General features: G+C 64.7%; 12 protein-coding genes. 9 read left to right on the top strand and 3 right to left on the bottom strand.

Annotated elements, in window-relative coordinates; all coding sequences use genetic code 11:
- Positions 1-170 precede the first annotated feature (170 nt).
- Together QWL29_RS01985 and QWL29_RS01980 are read right to left on the bottom strand one after the other, a co-directional pair.
- Entirely contained in the window at positions 171-632 is a 462-nt protein-coding gene (locus QWL29_RS01985) for a hypothetical protein (protein ID WP_305821208.1), read from the bottom strand.
- A gap of 187 nt (positions 633-819) precedes the next feature.
- On the bottom strand, positions 820-1,641 hold the full coding sequence (locus tag QWL29_RS01980; protein WP_305821207.1) for a class I SAM-dependent methyltransferase: 822 nt from the start codon (positions 1,639-1,641) through the stop codon (positions 820-822).
- A gap of 169 nt (positions 1,642-1,810) precedes the next feature.
- Between QWL29_RS01980 and gshB the strand changes: the two genes are divergently transcribed.
- From gshB to QWL29_RS01940, 8 genes are all read left to right on the top strand, one after another.
- Entirely contained in the window at positions 1,811-2,758 is a 948-nt protein-coding gene (gshB, locus tag QWL29_RS01975) for a glutathione synthase (protein ID WP_305821206.1), read from the top strand.
- A 2-nt stretch (positions 2,759-2,760) separates the two neighbouring features.
- Positions 2,761-3,165, top strand: a complete 405-nt coding sequence (locus QWL29_RS01970; RefSeq protein ID WP_305821205.1) for a PTS sugar transporter subunit IIA — start codon at positions 2,761-2,763, stop codon at positions 3,163-3,165.
- A gap of 71 nt (positions 3,166-3,236) precedes the next feature.
- Positions 3,237-3,506 carry an HPr family phosphocarrier protein gene (locus QWL29_RS01965; protein ID WP_229438213.1) on the top strand — a complete coding sequence of 90 codons (270 nt, stop codon included), beginning with the start codon at positions 3,237-3,239 and terminating at the stop codon, positions 3,504-3,506.
- Positions 3,507-3,542: 36 nt separating this feature from the next.
- The gene (gene ptsP / locus QWL29_RS01960; protein WP_305821214.1) at positions 3,543-5,297 is read left to right on the top strand and encodes a phosphoenolpyruvate--protein phosphotransferase; all 1,755 of its coding nucleotides are present in this window, start codon (positions 3,543-3,545) and stop codon (positions 5,295-5,297) included.
- 51 nt (positions 5,298-5,348) lie between these two features.
- The gene (metX, locus tag QWL29_RS01955) at positions 5,349-6,515 is read left to right on the top strand and encodes a homoserine O-succinyltransferase MetX (RefSeq protein WP_305821204.1); all 1,167 of its coding nucleotides are present in this window, start codon (positions 5,349-5,351) and stop codon (positions 6,513-6,515) included.
- Positions 6,512-7,126: a methionine biosynthesis protein MetW gene (gene metW, locus QWL29_RS01950; RefSeq protein WP_305821203.1), complete on the top strand. Its 615-nt coding sequence runs from the start codon at positions 6,512-6,514 to the stop codon at positions 7,124-7,126. Before metX ends, metW begins: the two co-directional genes overlap by 4 nt.
- Positions 7,127-7,516: 390 nt before the next feature.
- Positions 7,517-8,398, top strand: a complete 882-nt coding sequence (locus QWL29_RS01945) for a M48 family metallopeptidase (protein ID WP_305821202.1) — start codon at positions 7,517-7,519, stop codon at positions 8,396-8,398.
- 3 nt (positions 8,399-8,401) lie between these two features.
- Entirely contained in the window at positions 8,402-9,325 is a 924-nt protein-coding gene (locus tag QWL29_RS01940; RefSeq protein WP_305821201.1) for a pseudouridine synthase, read from the top strand.
- A gap of 119 nt (positions 9,326-9,444) precedes the next feature.
- Here the strand turns inward: QWL29_RS01940 and QWL29_RS01935 are convergent, their stop codons facing one another.
- Complete coding sequence (locus QWL29_RS01935; protein ID WP_305821200.1) at positions 9,445-10,215, bottom strand: exodeoxyribonuclease III; 771 nt, start codon at positions 10,213-10,215, stop codon at positions 9,445-9,447.
- 183 nt (positions 10,216-10,398) lie between these two features.
- On the opposite strand from QWL29_RS01935, the gene QWL29_RS01930 reads away from it, so the two are divergent.
- The gene (locus tag QWL29_RS01930) at positions 10,399-12,921 is read left to right on the top strand and encodes a hybrid sensor histidine kinase/response regulator (protein WP_305821199.1); all 2,523 of its coding nucleotides are present in this window, start codon (positions 10,399-10,401) and stop codon (positions 12,919-12,921) included.
- Positions 12,922-12,969 lie beyond the last annotated feature (48 nt).

Raw genomic sequence — 12,969 nt, 5'->3', positions numbered from 1 at the left:
ATACCGTCCGCGTCCTGAAGAAGGACCTTAACTGAACGGCATTAGACCCTTGCGGTCCCTTTTGCTTGGCGAAGGCCGGGGCACGAGAGGCGGGCTACTCGCTTACGCGCAGAACGCTGCAGGCGCTGGCATTGCAACTCTCGATGCAAAGCGCTCAGTCCGCCCTTGAATTATCGGGCCAGCTTTTTCTCCAACTCGGCAATAAGGAAGTTCTTTGCAGCGGTCCTGGCTTGCATGATGAGCGCGAGATAAGCACTTTCCGGGGCAGTGTATTTCCTCGCCAACGCAGCCAGACGGTCGGTTACGGTCTTGTCGTAGAAATCCACGTCGCCTGTCGCCGCCAGTGCAAGAAAATCACCATCGGCCAATTCTTCGGCTTCTTGCGCTTTTTTGACTTCGGTGGCGACAGGCGCTACCTGCACTTCTGGCTCGTCGTCGCTTTCCTCGGTAATGCTTTCAGGAGATTCACCCTCGATAAACAAGTTGAATACCATCCCGCTATCCTCATCATCGCCGTCGGAAAGCGGTGCTGCGCTACGGTCTATTTCTTTCATTTCAATCATCAAATCATCCAGTGTCGGACTGATGCCGATATCAGCTTTCGTTTGCTTGGAATTGGAATCATATCGCATCCCACATCCAGCCCGTCCCGATAACAAGACGCAAAAGAAAAATGCCGTTCAGTCTTGTTCGAACGGCATGGTCTGAACAGCCTTTTTTATTGTTCCATCGCAGATTTTGTGCTGCGGTTGTTTCGTACGGCGGTAGGCCGGGCTTCGCCAGACATATGGCGCTCACTGACAATTTATCCTGCAATGCTCAGCCAGGCTTTTGCACCATATACAAAAAATGCGAGCGCAGCGGCGGCGCCAGTGCGGCCAGGGTTTCGGTGACCAGCACCGGCAGCCCGGCCAGCGCGCGGCTGATGGGCGGCGCCAGCAGCAGGGTGCGGTATTGCTGGCGCTCGCCGGGCCAAAAGCTATCGAGCTCGCTACGCGTGACGCGGCGCACGTGCGGGTTCTTCGGGTTGTTGTAGCGGAAGTCGAACACCAGGCTCCAGCCGCCGGGGCGCAGCACGCGCCACATGCCGGCTGCCAGCTGCTGGCGCACTTCCTGGTCGAGGATCGAGGAAAACACGGTGTTTGCCGCGATCAGGTCGGCGCTGGCGGCCGGCAGGGCGGCCAAGGACCCGCAATGCCAGCGCACGCCGTTTGCGGTGCGCGGCGCGGCCAGGTCGAGCCGGTCTTGCTGGAGTTCAGTACCGACCAGGTTGCCTGGTGTGGCGCCCCAGTCGATCAGCTGGCGCAGGAAGCCGCCGGTGCCGCAGCCGACGTCTACCACACTCGCCTTGGCGAGATCGGTGCCGACGGTAGCGGCCAGCATGCGCGACAGGACCCGCGCGCGCATCGCTTGCTGCAGCACGATGTCGGGCCGGTGCCAGGCATAGCGCGCCAGCGCGGCGCCGCCGTGCCAGCCGCGGTAGACGCGCGCAATGCGCTCCTGCTCGCGCTCCGGGCTGTCGTCCGGGCTGTCATCCGGGCTGTTGTCCGGGGCGCGTTCCTGCTTGTTGGGTTGGTCGAGTTGGGCATCCATGCAGCCATCGTCGCGCAGGCTACCCGCATCGGGTTTGCGCGCGCTCATGCGGGTGCGCGATACCGATCAATTTGCTCAACAGCATTATGTGCCGAGTGGCATTACTTTCGGCATAGTGTTCGGCATTCTTCGCCGCTTTACCCAGGCCGGGGCGCCCGGCCGCGCGGTTTCGGGTTTCCAGCTAAAATTGGTGGCATTACCTTAGCTGGACATACCCATGAAAATCGCTTTCCTCGCCGATCCGCTCACCGGTTTCAAGATCTACAAGGACTCGACCTTCGCCATGATGCGCGAAGCGGCGCGCCGCGGCCACGAAGTCTGGTTCTTCGAGCAGCGCGACATGGCGCTGGAAGAAGGCATCGTCACGGCCGCCGTGGCCCGCATCCACCTGACCGGCGACCCTGACGTCTGGTACACCGCCGATCCGGCCGAGGAAGTGCGCCTCTCCAGCTTCGACGCCATCATCGAGCGCAAGGACCCGCCCTTCGACATGGAGTACGTCTACGGCACCTATCTGCTGGAACTGGCGGAAAAGCAGGGCGCGCGCGTCTTCAACAAGCCGTCGGCGATCCGCGACCACAACGAAAAGCTGGCCATCGGCCAGTTTGCCGAATTCACTTCGCCGACCCTGGTCAGCTCGTCGGAACAGCGCCTGCGCGCCTTCCACGCCAAGCACGGCGACGTGATCTTCAAGCCGCTCGACGGCATGGGCGGCACCGGCATCTTCCGCGTGAAGTCCGACGCGATGAACCTGGGCGCGATCATCGAAACGCTGAGCGACAACGGCAAGCGCACCATTATGGTGCAGAAGTACATTCCCGAGATCGTGAAGGGCGACAAGCGCATCCTGGTCATCGGCGGCAAGCCGGTGCCGTTTACGCTGGCGCGCATCCCGCAAGGCACCGAAGTGCGCGGCAACCTGGCTGCCGGCGGCATCGGCGTGGCCCAGCCGATCACCGAGCGCGACCGCCAGATCGCCGAAGCCCTGGGCCCGGTGCTGGCCGAGCGTGGCCTGTTGCTGGTAGGATTAGATGTGATCGGAGATTTCCTGACTGAAGTAAATGTCACCAGCCCCACCTGCTTCCAGGAGATCACCGACCAGACTGGTTTCGACGTGGCCGCGATGTTCATCGACGCGGTCGAACAGCAGGTGACTGAAAGATAATCATGGTAGGGATTTTGCTCCTGACCCACGCACCATTGGGACAGGCATTCATCGCGGCGGTCGCGCATGTATTTCGCGGACCGACCGAGCGCTTCGAGGCCATCGACGTGGCGGCCGACGAAGACACGCGCGCCGTCAATTGCAAGGCGAAAGAGGCGATCGCACGCCTGGACGACGGCGACGGCGTCCTGGTGATCACCGACATCAAGGGAGGCACGCCGTCGAACTGCTGCAATTCGCTGCACGACGCGGGCCATGTGGAAATTATCGCCGGCATCAGCCTGCCGATGCTGCTGCGGGCGATCACCTACCGCCGCGACACGCTGGATGTGGTGGTGGAAATGGCGTTGGCGGGCGCCCAGAACGGCGCGGTGCGGGTGGATACCCGGATTCGTGTCGGTTCCTGATTGGCATAGAAGTAAACGAGGGCGCCAGGCGTCCTTCTGGCGTAACGCAGTTTGAGAACAAAAGATAAAACATGATTCAGCAAGAACTCGAAATCATCAACAAACTGGGCCTGCACGCCCGCGCATCCGCCAAATTCACCCAGCTGGCCGCGAAATACAAAAGCGACGTCTGGCTCACCCGCAACGGCCGCCGCATCAACGCCAAGTCCATCATGGGCGTGATGATGCTGGCCGCCGGCAAGGGCGCGAAAGTGACCCTCGAGGCCGATGGCCCGGACGAAGCCGATGCGGTCACGGCCCTGACTGGCCTGATCAACGACCGCTTCGGCGAAGGCGAATAAATGCCCGACGTCGGCCGCTACCGTTCGGGACCTTCGATGGCTTCGTTCACGCTCCATGGCATTCCGGTTTCGCGCGGCATTTCGATCGGCCGCGCGCACCTGCTCACGCCTGCCGCGCTCGACGTCAAGCATTACCTGGTTCCGCAAGAGCAGGTCGAAGCGGAAGTCAAACGCCTGCAGGATGCGATCGCCGCCGTGCACCGCAATTTGCAGGAGCTGTGGACCGATTTGCCGAAGGATGCGCCGACCGAACTGGGCGCCTTCATCGACGTGCATGCGCTGATCCTGTCCGACCCGCTGATCTCGGAAGCGCCGCTCGACATCATCCGCATGCGCCACTACAACGCCGAGTGGGCGCTGGTGACGCAGATCGACGAGCTCTCTGCCCAGTTCGACGAGATCGAGGACGAATACCTGCGCGAGCGCAAGCAGGACATCCAGCAGGTCGCCGAGCGCGTGCTGAAGGTCCTGATGGGCACGGCCCTGAGCGTGCCGCCGATTTTGGGCGGCGACGACGACTACCATCCGCAGATGATCGTGGTCGCCCACGACATCTCGCCGGCCGACATGCTGGCTTTCCGCGATCGCTCCTTCATCGGTTTTGTTACCGACGTCGGCGGCCAGAACTCGCACACGGCGATTGTCGCGCGTTCGCTCGACATTCCTGCAGCCGTCGGCATGAGCCAGGCCTCGCGCCTGGTCGAGCAGGACGACTGGATCATCGTCGACGGCGATGCCGGCGTGGTGATCTGCAATCCAAGCCAGCTGGTGCTGGAGCAGTACCGCGCGCGCCAGGCCGCGCTGGGCAAGGCCCGCAAGCGCCTGCTCAAGCTCAAGAAAACCCCGGCCGTGACCAAGGACGGCACCGCGATCCGCCTGCTGGCGAACATCGAGCTGCCCGACGACTGCCCGCACGCGCTGGAAGCGGGCGCGAACGGCGTCGGCCTGTTCCGCTCCGAATTCCTGTTCATGGCGCGCGGCGCCGACGGCCTGAAGATTCCGAGCGAGGACGAGCAGTTCGAGCAGTACCGGCGCGCCGTGGTGGCCATGAAGGGCCGTCCGGTGACGATCCGCACGCTGGATGTGGGCGCCGACAAGCCGCTCGACCCGACCGAGCACACGGCGCTGAACCCGGCCCTGGGCCTGCGCGCGATCCGCTACTGCCTGGCCGAGCCGCAGCTGTTCCTGACCCAGCTGCGCGCGATCCTGCGTGCCTCGGCTTTTGGGAAGGTGCGCATCCTGATCCCGATGCTGGCGCATGCTTTCGAAATCGACCAGACCCTGAACATGATCGAGCAGGCCAAGGCCCAGCTGCGCGAACAGAACATCAAGTACGACCCGGAAGTGGAAGTCGGCGCCATGATCGAGATCCCGGCCGCCGCACTGGCGCTGCCGATGTTCGTCAAGCGCATGGACTTCCTGTCGATCGGTACCAACGATTTGATCCAGTACACGCTGGCGATCGACCGCGTCGACTACGAAGTGGCCCACCTGTACAACCCGCTGCACCCGGCGGTGCTGCAGCTGATCGGCATGACCATCGCGGCCGGGCAAAAGGCCGGCATCGATGTCGCCGTGTGCGGCGAAATGGCGGGCGACATCAAGCTGACGCGCCTGCTGCTCGGCATGGGGCTGCGCGAATTCTCGATGCACCCGGCCCAGCTGCTGGCTGTGAAGCAGGAAATCCTCGGCGCCGACCTGGCCCGGATCGTCCCGCGAATGCGACGCATCATGCGCTCGATGGAACCGAACGAGATCGCCGAGGCGGTCGAACAGCTCCAACTCATTTAAGCCCTACCGGGCGGCCGCCAGCGCCGCCGAATACCAAACCAAGAAAGTCTCATGGGATCCTTAGGAACCGTCTCCCCCCAGGCGATGCATTTCGCCGAGCCGCTGCGCCTGCAAAGCGGCGCGCACCTCGGCGACTACACGCTGATGTATGAAACCTACGGCACGCTGAACGCCGAGCGTTCGAACGCCGTGCTGATCTGCCACGCGCTGAACGCCTCGCACCACGTGGCCGGCACCTATGCGGGCGAACCGAAAAGCGCCGGCTGGTGGGACAACATGGTGGGGCCGGGTAAACCTGTCGACACCGACCGCTTCTTCGTCATCGGCGTGAACAACCTCGGCTCCTGCTTCGGCTCGACCGGGCCGATGCACGCCAATCCGGCCACCGGCAAGCCCTACGGCGCAGCCTTTCCGCTGCTGACGGTGGAAGACTGGGTCGCGGCCCAGGCGCGCCTGGCCGACCGCCTCGGCATCGAGCAGTTCGCCGCCGTGATGGGAGGTTCGCTCGGCGGCATGCAGGCCCTCTCGTGGAGCATCCTGTTCCCCGCGCGCCTGCGCCACTGCATCGTGATCGCCTCCACGCCGAAGCTGTCGGCCCAGAACATCGCCTTCAACGACGTCGCGCGCCAGGCCATCCTCACCGACCCGGACTACCACGGCGGCGATTTTTATGAGCACGGCGTGGTGCCGAAGAATGGCCTGAAGGTGGCGCGCATGGTCGGCCACATCACGTATTTGTCGAACGACGACATGGCGGAAAAATTCGGCCGCAAACTGCGCAACGCCGCCGAGACCCCTGGCGCGGGCCGCAACGATTACCAGTTCGACTTCGGCATCGACTTCGAGATCGAATCCTATCTGCGCTACCAGGGCGACAAGTTCTCGGAATACTTCGACGCGAATACCTACCTCCTGATCACCAAGGCGCTCGACTATTTCGACCCGGCGCGCGAGCATGGCGGCGATTTGACGCGCGCGCTGGCGGCCACGAAGGCGCAGTTCCTGATCGCTTCCTTCACCACCGACTGGCGCTTCTCGCCCGAGCGCAGCCGCGAGATCGTCGAGGCGCTGATCTCGAACCGCCGCAAGGTGACCTACGCCGAAATCGACGCGCCGCACGGGCACGACGCCTTCCTGCTGGAAGACGCGCGCTACATGGGCGTGGTGCGGGCCTACTACGACCGCATCTGGGAAGAAGCCACGAAGGAGGGCGCATGAAATTCGAAGACCTGACGACCCTGCGTCCCGACCTGGCCTTCATCGCCGACTGGGTAGGCGAGGGTTCGCACGTGCTCGACGTGGGCTGCGGCGACGGCGCCATGTTGCGCTACCTGGAGACCGGCAAGCGCTGTACCGGCTACGGCATCGAGATCGCCGACGACAAGGTACTGGAAAGCACGCGGCGCGGCATCAGCGTCATCCAGCACGACATGGAGGAGGGACTGGACCTGTTCGGCGACAACGCCTTCGACACTGTGCTCTGCCTGTCTTCGCTGCAGATGATGCTGCACGTCGAAGCACGCCTGCGCGACATCGTGCGCGTCGGCGCCGAGGCGATCGTGTCGTTCCCGAACTTCGCCTACTGGCCGCACCGGGTGGCGCTGCTGAAGGGCCGCATGCCGGTATCGCGCACGCTGCCTTACCAGTGGTTCGACACGCCGAACGTACGCTACGCCACCATTGACGACTTCAAGGAACTGGCTGAGGAGTGCGGGCTGGAGGTGCTGGAGTACGTGGCGCTGGCCGAGGGCAAGCCGGTGAGCTTCCTGCCGAATTTGCGTGGGAGTTTGGCGGTGTTCCGGCTGAAGAAAAAGGCGAAGCGGGCATAAGGCGGGCTGCGGTTGCCGCCCGGCCTGCGGCCATGGTTGGATCTCAGCCGTCGCCTGGCCTGGGGCCTGCGTCTGGCCTGCGGCAATGACCGTACGGTGGGCACTCCGTGCCCACGCGAAAGCCAGCGTCACGTTGGCCCCGTTAGGGCCGCAAAATGATCTCTTCGTTAGCGCGTGCAATGATCGGCCAATCATGTCAAAACGGAGCCAACATGACGCATCGTTCCGCGTGGGCACGGGGTGCCCACCGTACGGTCGAGGCCGCCATCTTCGGCTACGCCGCGACATCCCAGCGATCGCATCAGCCATGATTTGCCGTTATCGTGCGTACCCCATCCGCGCATTTCTGCGACGATGCTGTTGACAAAAACAGCACGCCATTTAATTGCCATGAAAAAACTCAAACATATCGCCCTCTGCGCCGCCATGCTGGCCACGCTCGGCACGGCCCAGGCCCAGGAAAAAGTCGTCCAGGACGGCATCGCCGTCAAGCCGCTCTCGCGCGTGCGCGTGCTGGTTCCCGAAGAACAGATGAACGAGGCCGCCTCGCAGCAATACCGCGAGATGCTGTCCCAGGCCCAGCAGAAGGGCGCCCTGGTCGCGTCCAGCGACCCGCAGGTGAAACGCCTGCGCGCCGTGGCCCAGCGCATCATCCCGCACACGCCGCGCTGGAATCAGTCGGCCAAGAACTGGCAGTGGGAAGTCAACCTGTTCAACTCCTCGCAAGTGAACGCCTTCTGCATGCCGGGCGGGCGCATCGGCTTCTTCACAGGCATCATCGACCAGCTGAAACTGACCGACGACGAAATGGCCGCCATCATGGGCCACGAAATCGCCCACGCCCTGCGCGAGCACGGTCGCGAGCGCACGGCGAAATCCGGCATCACCTCGCTGGTGGCGCGCGGCGCCGGCGCGCTCGGCTCGGCCATCTTCGGCATCGACCCCAGCATCACGAATACCGTCACCGGCCTGGTGGGGCAGGGCGTGGTCTTGAAATTCTCGCGCGACGAAGAGCGCGAGGCGGATCTGGTCGGGCTCGACATCGCGGCCCGTGCCGGCTACGACCCGCGCGCCGGCATCGTCCTGTGGCGCAAGATGGCCATGCTGAACAAGGGCGCGCCGCCGGAATTCCTGTCGACCCACCCGGGCGGCGATACCCGCATCCACGACATGGAAAAGCACATGAACGTGCTGCTGCCGCTGTACGCGCGCGCCAAGGGCACGACGGTAAACAAGCTCCCGTCTTACCGGGCCAACGTCGCGCTGAAGTAATCCATGGGTCGCCAGGCAGAAGCCAATTCGTATGTCCCGCTGCCGGTCCGCAGCGGCGTCGCACCGAGCTACTTGTGGCTGACCGAAACGCGCACCGGCGGCATGCTGCGCTTCTTGGCCGAGCGCTTTCCGGACGTGTCGCTCCACTCCTGGGCGGCGCGGCTGGGGCGCGGCGAGGTCGTCGATGCGCAGGGCCAGCCGCTACAGGCGGACAGCCATGTCCGCCAGGGCATGCGCATCTGGTACTACCGCGAGCTGGACGAACCCGAGACGCCGATCCCGTTCAAGGAGCGCATCCTGTTCCAGGACGCGCATCTGCTGGTGGTCGACAAGCCGCACTTCCTGCCGATGATCCCGAGCGGGCGCTTCCTGCACGAGACCTTGCTGGTGCGCCTGAAGGCGCAGCTCGAACTGCCGCACCTGACTCCGATCCACCGCCTCGACCGCGAGACGGCCGGCGTGGTGATCTTCTCGCACAACCCGGACACGCGCGGCAAGTACCAGTCGATGTTCCAGAAGCGGGTAGTGAACAAGGTGTACGAGGCGCTGGCCGGCCCGATCGAAGGAAGGGAATTCCCCTTCACCTACCGCAGCCGCATGCAGGATGCCGAGCAGTTCTTTGTCAGCGAAGAAGTGCCGGGCGAGCCGAATTCGGAAACGCTGATAGAGGTAATTGAACGCCGCGGCGACGTGGTGCGCTACCGCCTGCATCCGCATACCGGGCGCAAGCACCAGCTGCGGCTGCACTTGTCTTCATTGGGCGCGCCGATCCTGAACGATGCCTTCTATCCGGTGGCGCTGCCCTGCAAGGGCGACGATTTCAGCGCGCCGCTGCAACTGCTGGCGCGCGCGATCAGCTTCGAGGACCCGCTGACGGGAACCCAGCGAACGTTCAATAGCGAACGCTCGCTGGACTGGCCAGCGTAATTCTTTTGGCCGATACGTTTGCAATGTAGGGTGGGCGCCCCGTGCCCACGCGTTAAGCATGCGTCATGCGAACGTCACGCGTGGGCACAGGGCGCCCACCCTACGTTATTGAAGCTAACTTACAACTTGTAGTCGATGATCAGCGGCGCGTGGTCCGAGAAGCGCTCGTCCTTGTACACCGACACCGCATGCGCCGTGGCTGCAATCCCCGGCGTCGCCACGTGGTAGTCGATACGCCAGCCCACGTTGTTGGCCCAGGCCTGGCCGCGGTTGCTCCACCACGTATAGTCGGCCGCTTCCGGCGCCACCACGCGGTGCACGTCCACCAGGCCCAGCTCGTCGAAGATGCGCGTCATCCAGGCGCGTTCTTCCGGCAGGAAGCCCGAGTTCTTCTGGTTGCTCTTCCAATTCTTGAGGTCGAGTTCCTTGTGCGCGATGTTCCAGTCGCCGCAGATGACCACCTCGCGCCCCTCGGCCTTCAATTCCTGCAGGTGTGGCAGGAAGGCTTCCATGAAGCGGAACTTGGCCAGCTGGCGTTCGGGCGAGGACGAGCCCGACGGCGCATACAGCGAAATCACGGTGAGATTGCCGAAGTCGCAGCGGGTGTAGCGGCCTTCGGCGTCGAATTCCGCGCAGCCGAAGCCGATGCGTTTATTATCCGGCGCGGTGCGGCTGTACACGCCGGTGCCCGAATACCCCTTCTTCTCGGCGTAGTGGAAATGGCCATGGTAGCCGTGCGGCTTGAACAGCTCCTCGGTCATGTCGGCTTCCTGGCATTTCAGTTCCTGTACGCAGATGAAATCGGCGTCCTGGGTGGCCAGCCAGTTGAAAAAACCCTTCTTGTGGGCGGAGCGGATACCGTTCAGGTTGGCGGAAATAATTCGTGGCATTGGTAGAGAAATAAGGAAAAGCGGGGAAGTGTGACCTGGCCGCAACGTGGGCGGGTCAATAGTGTAACCCGTTTTTCAAGGTCCGGAAATGCACAGCGGCAATCTGTTAAACTCGTATGTATGCGAAGTAATTTCCCTGCTTCACCGCTTTTCTCTCCCTTGCCAGTATCCCTGGAGTCCAATGTGTTGACCAGCCTCGACGACGCGCCGCAGGATGCCGCCGGTGAACCTGCGCCTGCCATTCACTTCTACGCCAGCGATGCCGCCCTGCTCGACGAGGCCGCCGATTTCATCGACGCGGCCTTGCGCGCCGGGGGCACCGGCATCCTGATCGCCACGCCCGAGCATGTGGCCGGGCTGCGCCGGCGCCTGGCCGGCTTTGGCAACGCGGACGGCGGCGCCAGCTGGTATCCGGGGCAACTGGTCGTGCTCGACGCCGAAGCGACGCTGGCCGCCTTCATGCTGGACGGCCAGCCGGATGCGGCGCGCTTCCGCGCGGCCGTCGGCACGGCGCTGGCGGCGGCAGGGGCGAACGGCGGCCCGGTGCACGCGTTTGCCGAAATGGTGGCGCTGCTGTCCGCGCGCGGCGAGTACGCCGCCGCCGTGCGCCTCGAGCGGCTCTGGAACGCGCTCGCCGGCGACCACCATTTTTCCCTGTTCCGCGGCAGCCCGTCGGCGCCGCTGGCAGCGGGCAGCGCATTCACCCACAAGCCCATGCGCCAGGAAGGCGCCGCCTGCGCGCAGCTGCAGAACCAGCAGCTCGAAGCCGAGATCGCGCGCCGCAAAGCCGCCGAGCAAACCCTGCGCCGGCGCGAAAAGGAATTCGCCGACTTCGTCGAGAACGCCGCCGAAGGCCTGCACCGCGTGGCCGGCGACGGCACCATCTTGTGGGCCAACCGCGCCGAACTGCAAATGCTCGGCTACAGCTGGGAAGAATATGTCGGCCACCACATCGCCGACTTCCACGTCGACGCCCCCGTGATCGAGCACATCCTGACGACCCTGGCCTCGGGCGGCACCCTGTACGACCAGCCGGCGCGCCTGCGCTGCAAGGACGGCTCGGTCAAGCACGTGGTGATCCACTCGAACGGCTACTTCGAGGACGGCCAGCTGCGCTACACGCGCTGCTTCACGCGCGACGCCACCGAACGCCACCAGCGCGATGCCGCCCTGGCCCAGCGCGACCGCATGCTGCTCAACGCGCCGGTCGCCACCGCCCTGCTCACCGGGCCGGACCTGCGCCTGCGCCTGGCCAACCGCCGCTTTCAAGAACTGGTCGGCCGCAGCGGCCTGGAAGGGCAGGCCTTCGGCGCCGCCTTCCCGCACTGGCAGGGCAGCGCGATCGCCGGCCTGCTCGAACAGGCGTATGCCAGTGCGCAGCCGGCTGCGGTCGAGGAACTGCGCGTCGAGCTGGCGCGCGCCGATGGCGGCTTCGAGGAGCGCTACCTGCAGCTCAGCCTCGAACCCCTGAACGACCGTCCCGATCATAGCGCCGGCGAAGAGCAGGGCGTGATCCTGGTCGCGGCCGACGTTACCGAGCAGGTGCGCAGCCGCATCAGCCTGGAGCGCGCCCATGCCGAGCGCGAGGGGCTGCTGGACGAACTCACGGCGGCCAACCGCACCAAGGACGAGTTCCTGGCCATGCTCGGCCACGAACTGCGCAACCCGCTGTCGCCGATCGTCACCGCGCTGCAGTTGATGCGCATGCGCGGCGAATCGGCGGCGCTGCGCGAGCGCGAGATCATCGAGCGCCAGGTCGAGCACCTGGTACGCCTGGTCGACGACTTGCTCGACGTGGCGCGCGCCACGCGCGGCCAGATCGAGCTGAAGATCGAGCAGGTGGACGTCGCCCTGCCGGTGACCAAGGCGGTCGAGATGGCCAGCCCGCTGCTGGCCCAGCGCGGCCATCGCCTCGCGGTCGAGATCGAGCCCGGCATGCTGTGGGAAGGCGACGCCATGCGCCTGGCCCAGGTGGTGTCGAACCTGCTGACGAATGCCGCGCGCTACACCGAGCCGGGCGGCGAAGTGAAGCTGCAGGCACGCCGCGGCAACCCAGGCTGGCTGCGCATCGGCGTGTCCGACAACGGCATCGGCCTGGCGCCGGAGATGCTGGAACAGGTGTTCGGCCTGTTCTTCCAGGGCAAACGCAGCGTCGACCGCATCGAGGGCGGCCTGGGCATCGGGCTGGCGCTGGTACGCAACATCGTCGAACTGCATGGCGGTTCGGTCGAGGCGCATAGCGGCGGGCTGGGGCAGGGCAGCGAGTTCGTCGTCTGCCTGCCGCTGGTGAGCAGCGGCGCTACTCTGGAAAATGCCGATACGTTTGAAACGCCGGCGCAGGCCGGCAAGCGCCAGCGCATCCTGGTCGTCGACGACAACGTCGATGCGGCCGACATGCTGGGCCAGCTGTTGACGGCGCACGGCCACCAGGTCGCGGTGTTCAACGATCCCTTCCTTGCGCTGGAAGCGGCAGGGCGCCTCAAGCCCGACCTCGCCGTGCTCGACATCGGCCTGCCCGGCCTGGATGGCTACGAACTGGCCACGCGCTTGCGCGCCGTGCTGGGGAACCACCCCTGCCGCCTGGTCGCCCTGTCTGGTTACGGCCAGGACGGAGACCGCCTGCGCAGCGAGGAAGCGGGCTTCGCGCAGCACCTGGTCAAGCCGATCGGGCCCGAGCAGGTGGCGCAACTGGCCGCGGCGCCGTAACAGGAGGGGCTGCGCAGATTACAATACCGCTTTTCGCATACAGGAGAA

The sequence above is a fragment of the Massilia brevitalea genome, from assembly GCF_030711405.1.
Lineage (GTDB): Bacteria > Pseudomonadota > Gammaproteobacteria > Burkholderiales > Burkholderiaceae_D > Telluria > Telluria brevitalea.
Note: the sequence above shows the minus strand (reverse complement) of the source record. Positions and strands in the feature narration are given on the sequence as shown.

Excerpts from the sequence above, each read along its gene's own strand:
- QWL29_RS01985 (WP_305821208.1), bottom strand. The coding sequence starts at position 632 with ATGCGATATGATTCCAATTCCAAGCAAACGAAAGCTGATATCGGCATC.
- QWL29_RS01980 (WP_305821207.1), bottom strand. The coding sequence starts at position 1,641 with ATGAGCGCGCGCAAACCCGATGCGGGTAGCCTGCGCGACGATGGCTGC.
- gshB (WP_305821206.1), top strand. The coding sequence starts at position 1,811 with ATGAAAATCGCTTTCCTCGCCGATCCGCTCACCGGTTTCAAGATCTAC.
- QWL29_RS01970 (WP_305821205.1), top strand. The coding sequence starts at position 2,761 with ATGGTAGGGATTTTGCTCCTGACCCACGCACCATTGGGACAGGCATTC.
- QWL29_RS01965 (WP_229438213.1), top strand. The coding sequence starts at position 3,237 with ATGATTCAGCAAGAACTCGAAATCATCAACAAACTGGGCCTGCACGCC.
- ptsP (WP_305821214.1), top strand. The coding sequence starts at position 3,543 with ATGGCTTCGTTCACGCTCCATGGCATTCCGGTTTCGCGCGGCATTTCG.
- metX (WP_305821204.1), top strand. The coding sequence starts at position 5,349 with ATGGGATCCTTAGGAACCGTCTCCCCCCAGGCGATGCATTTCGCCGAG.
- metW (WP_305821203.1), top strand. The coding sequence starts at position 6,512 with ATGAAATTCGAAGACCTGACGACCCTGCGTCCCGACCTGGCCTTCATC.
- QWL29_RS01945 (WP_305821202.1), top strand. The coding sequence starts at position 7,517 with ATGAAAAAACTCAAACATATCGCCCTCTGCGCCGCCATGCTGGCCACG.
- QWL29_RS01940 (WP_305821201.1), top strand. The coding sequence starts at position 8,402 with ATGGGTCGCCAGGCAGAAGCCAATTCGTATGTCCCGCTGCCGGTCCGC.
- QWL29_RS01935 (WP_305821200.1), bottom strand. The coding sequence starts at position 10,215 with ATGCCACGAATTATTTCCGCCAACCTGAACGGTATCCGCTCCGCCCAC.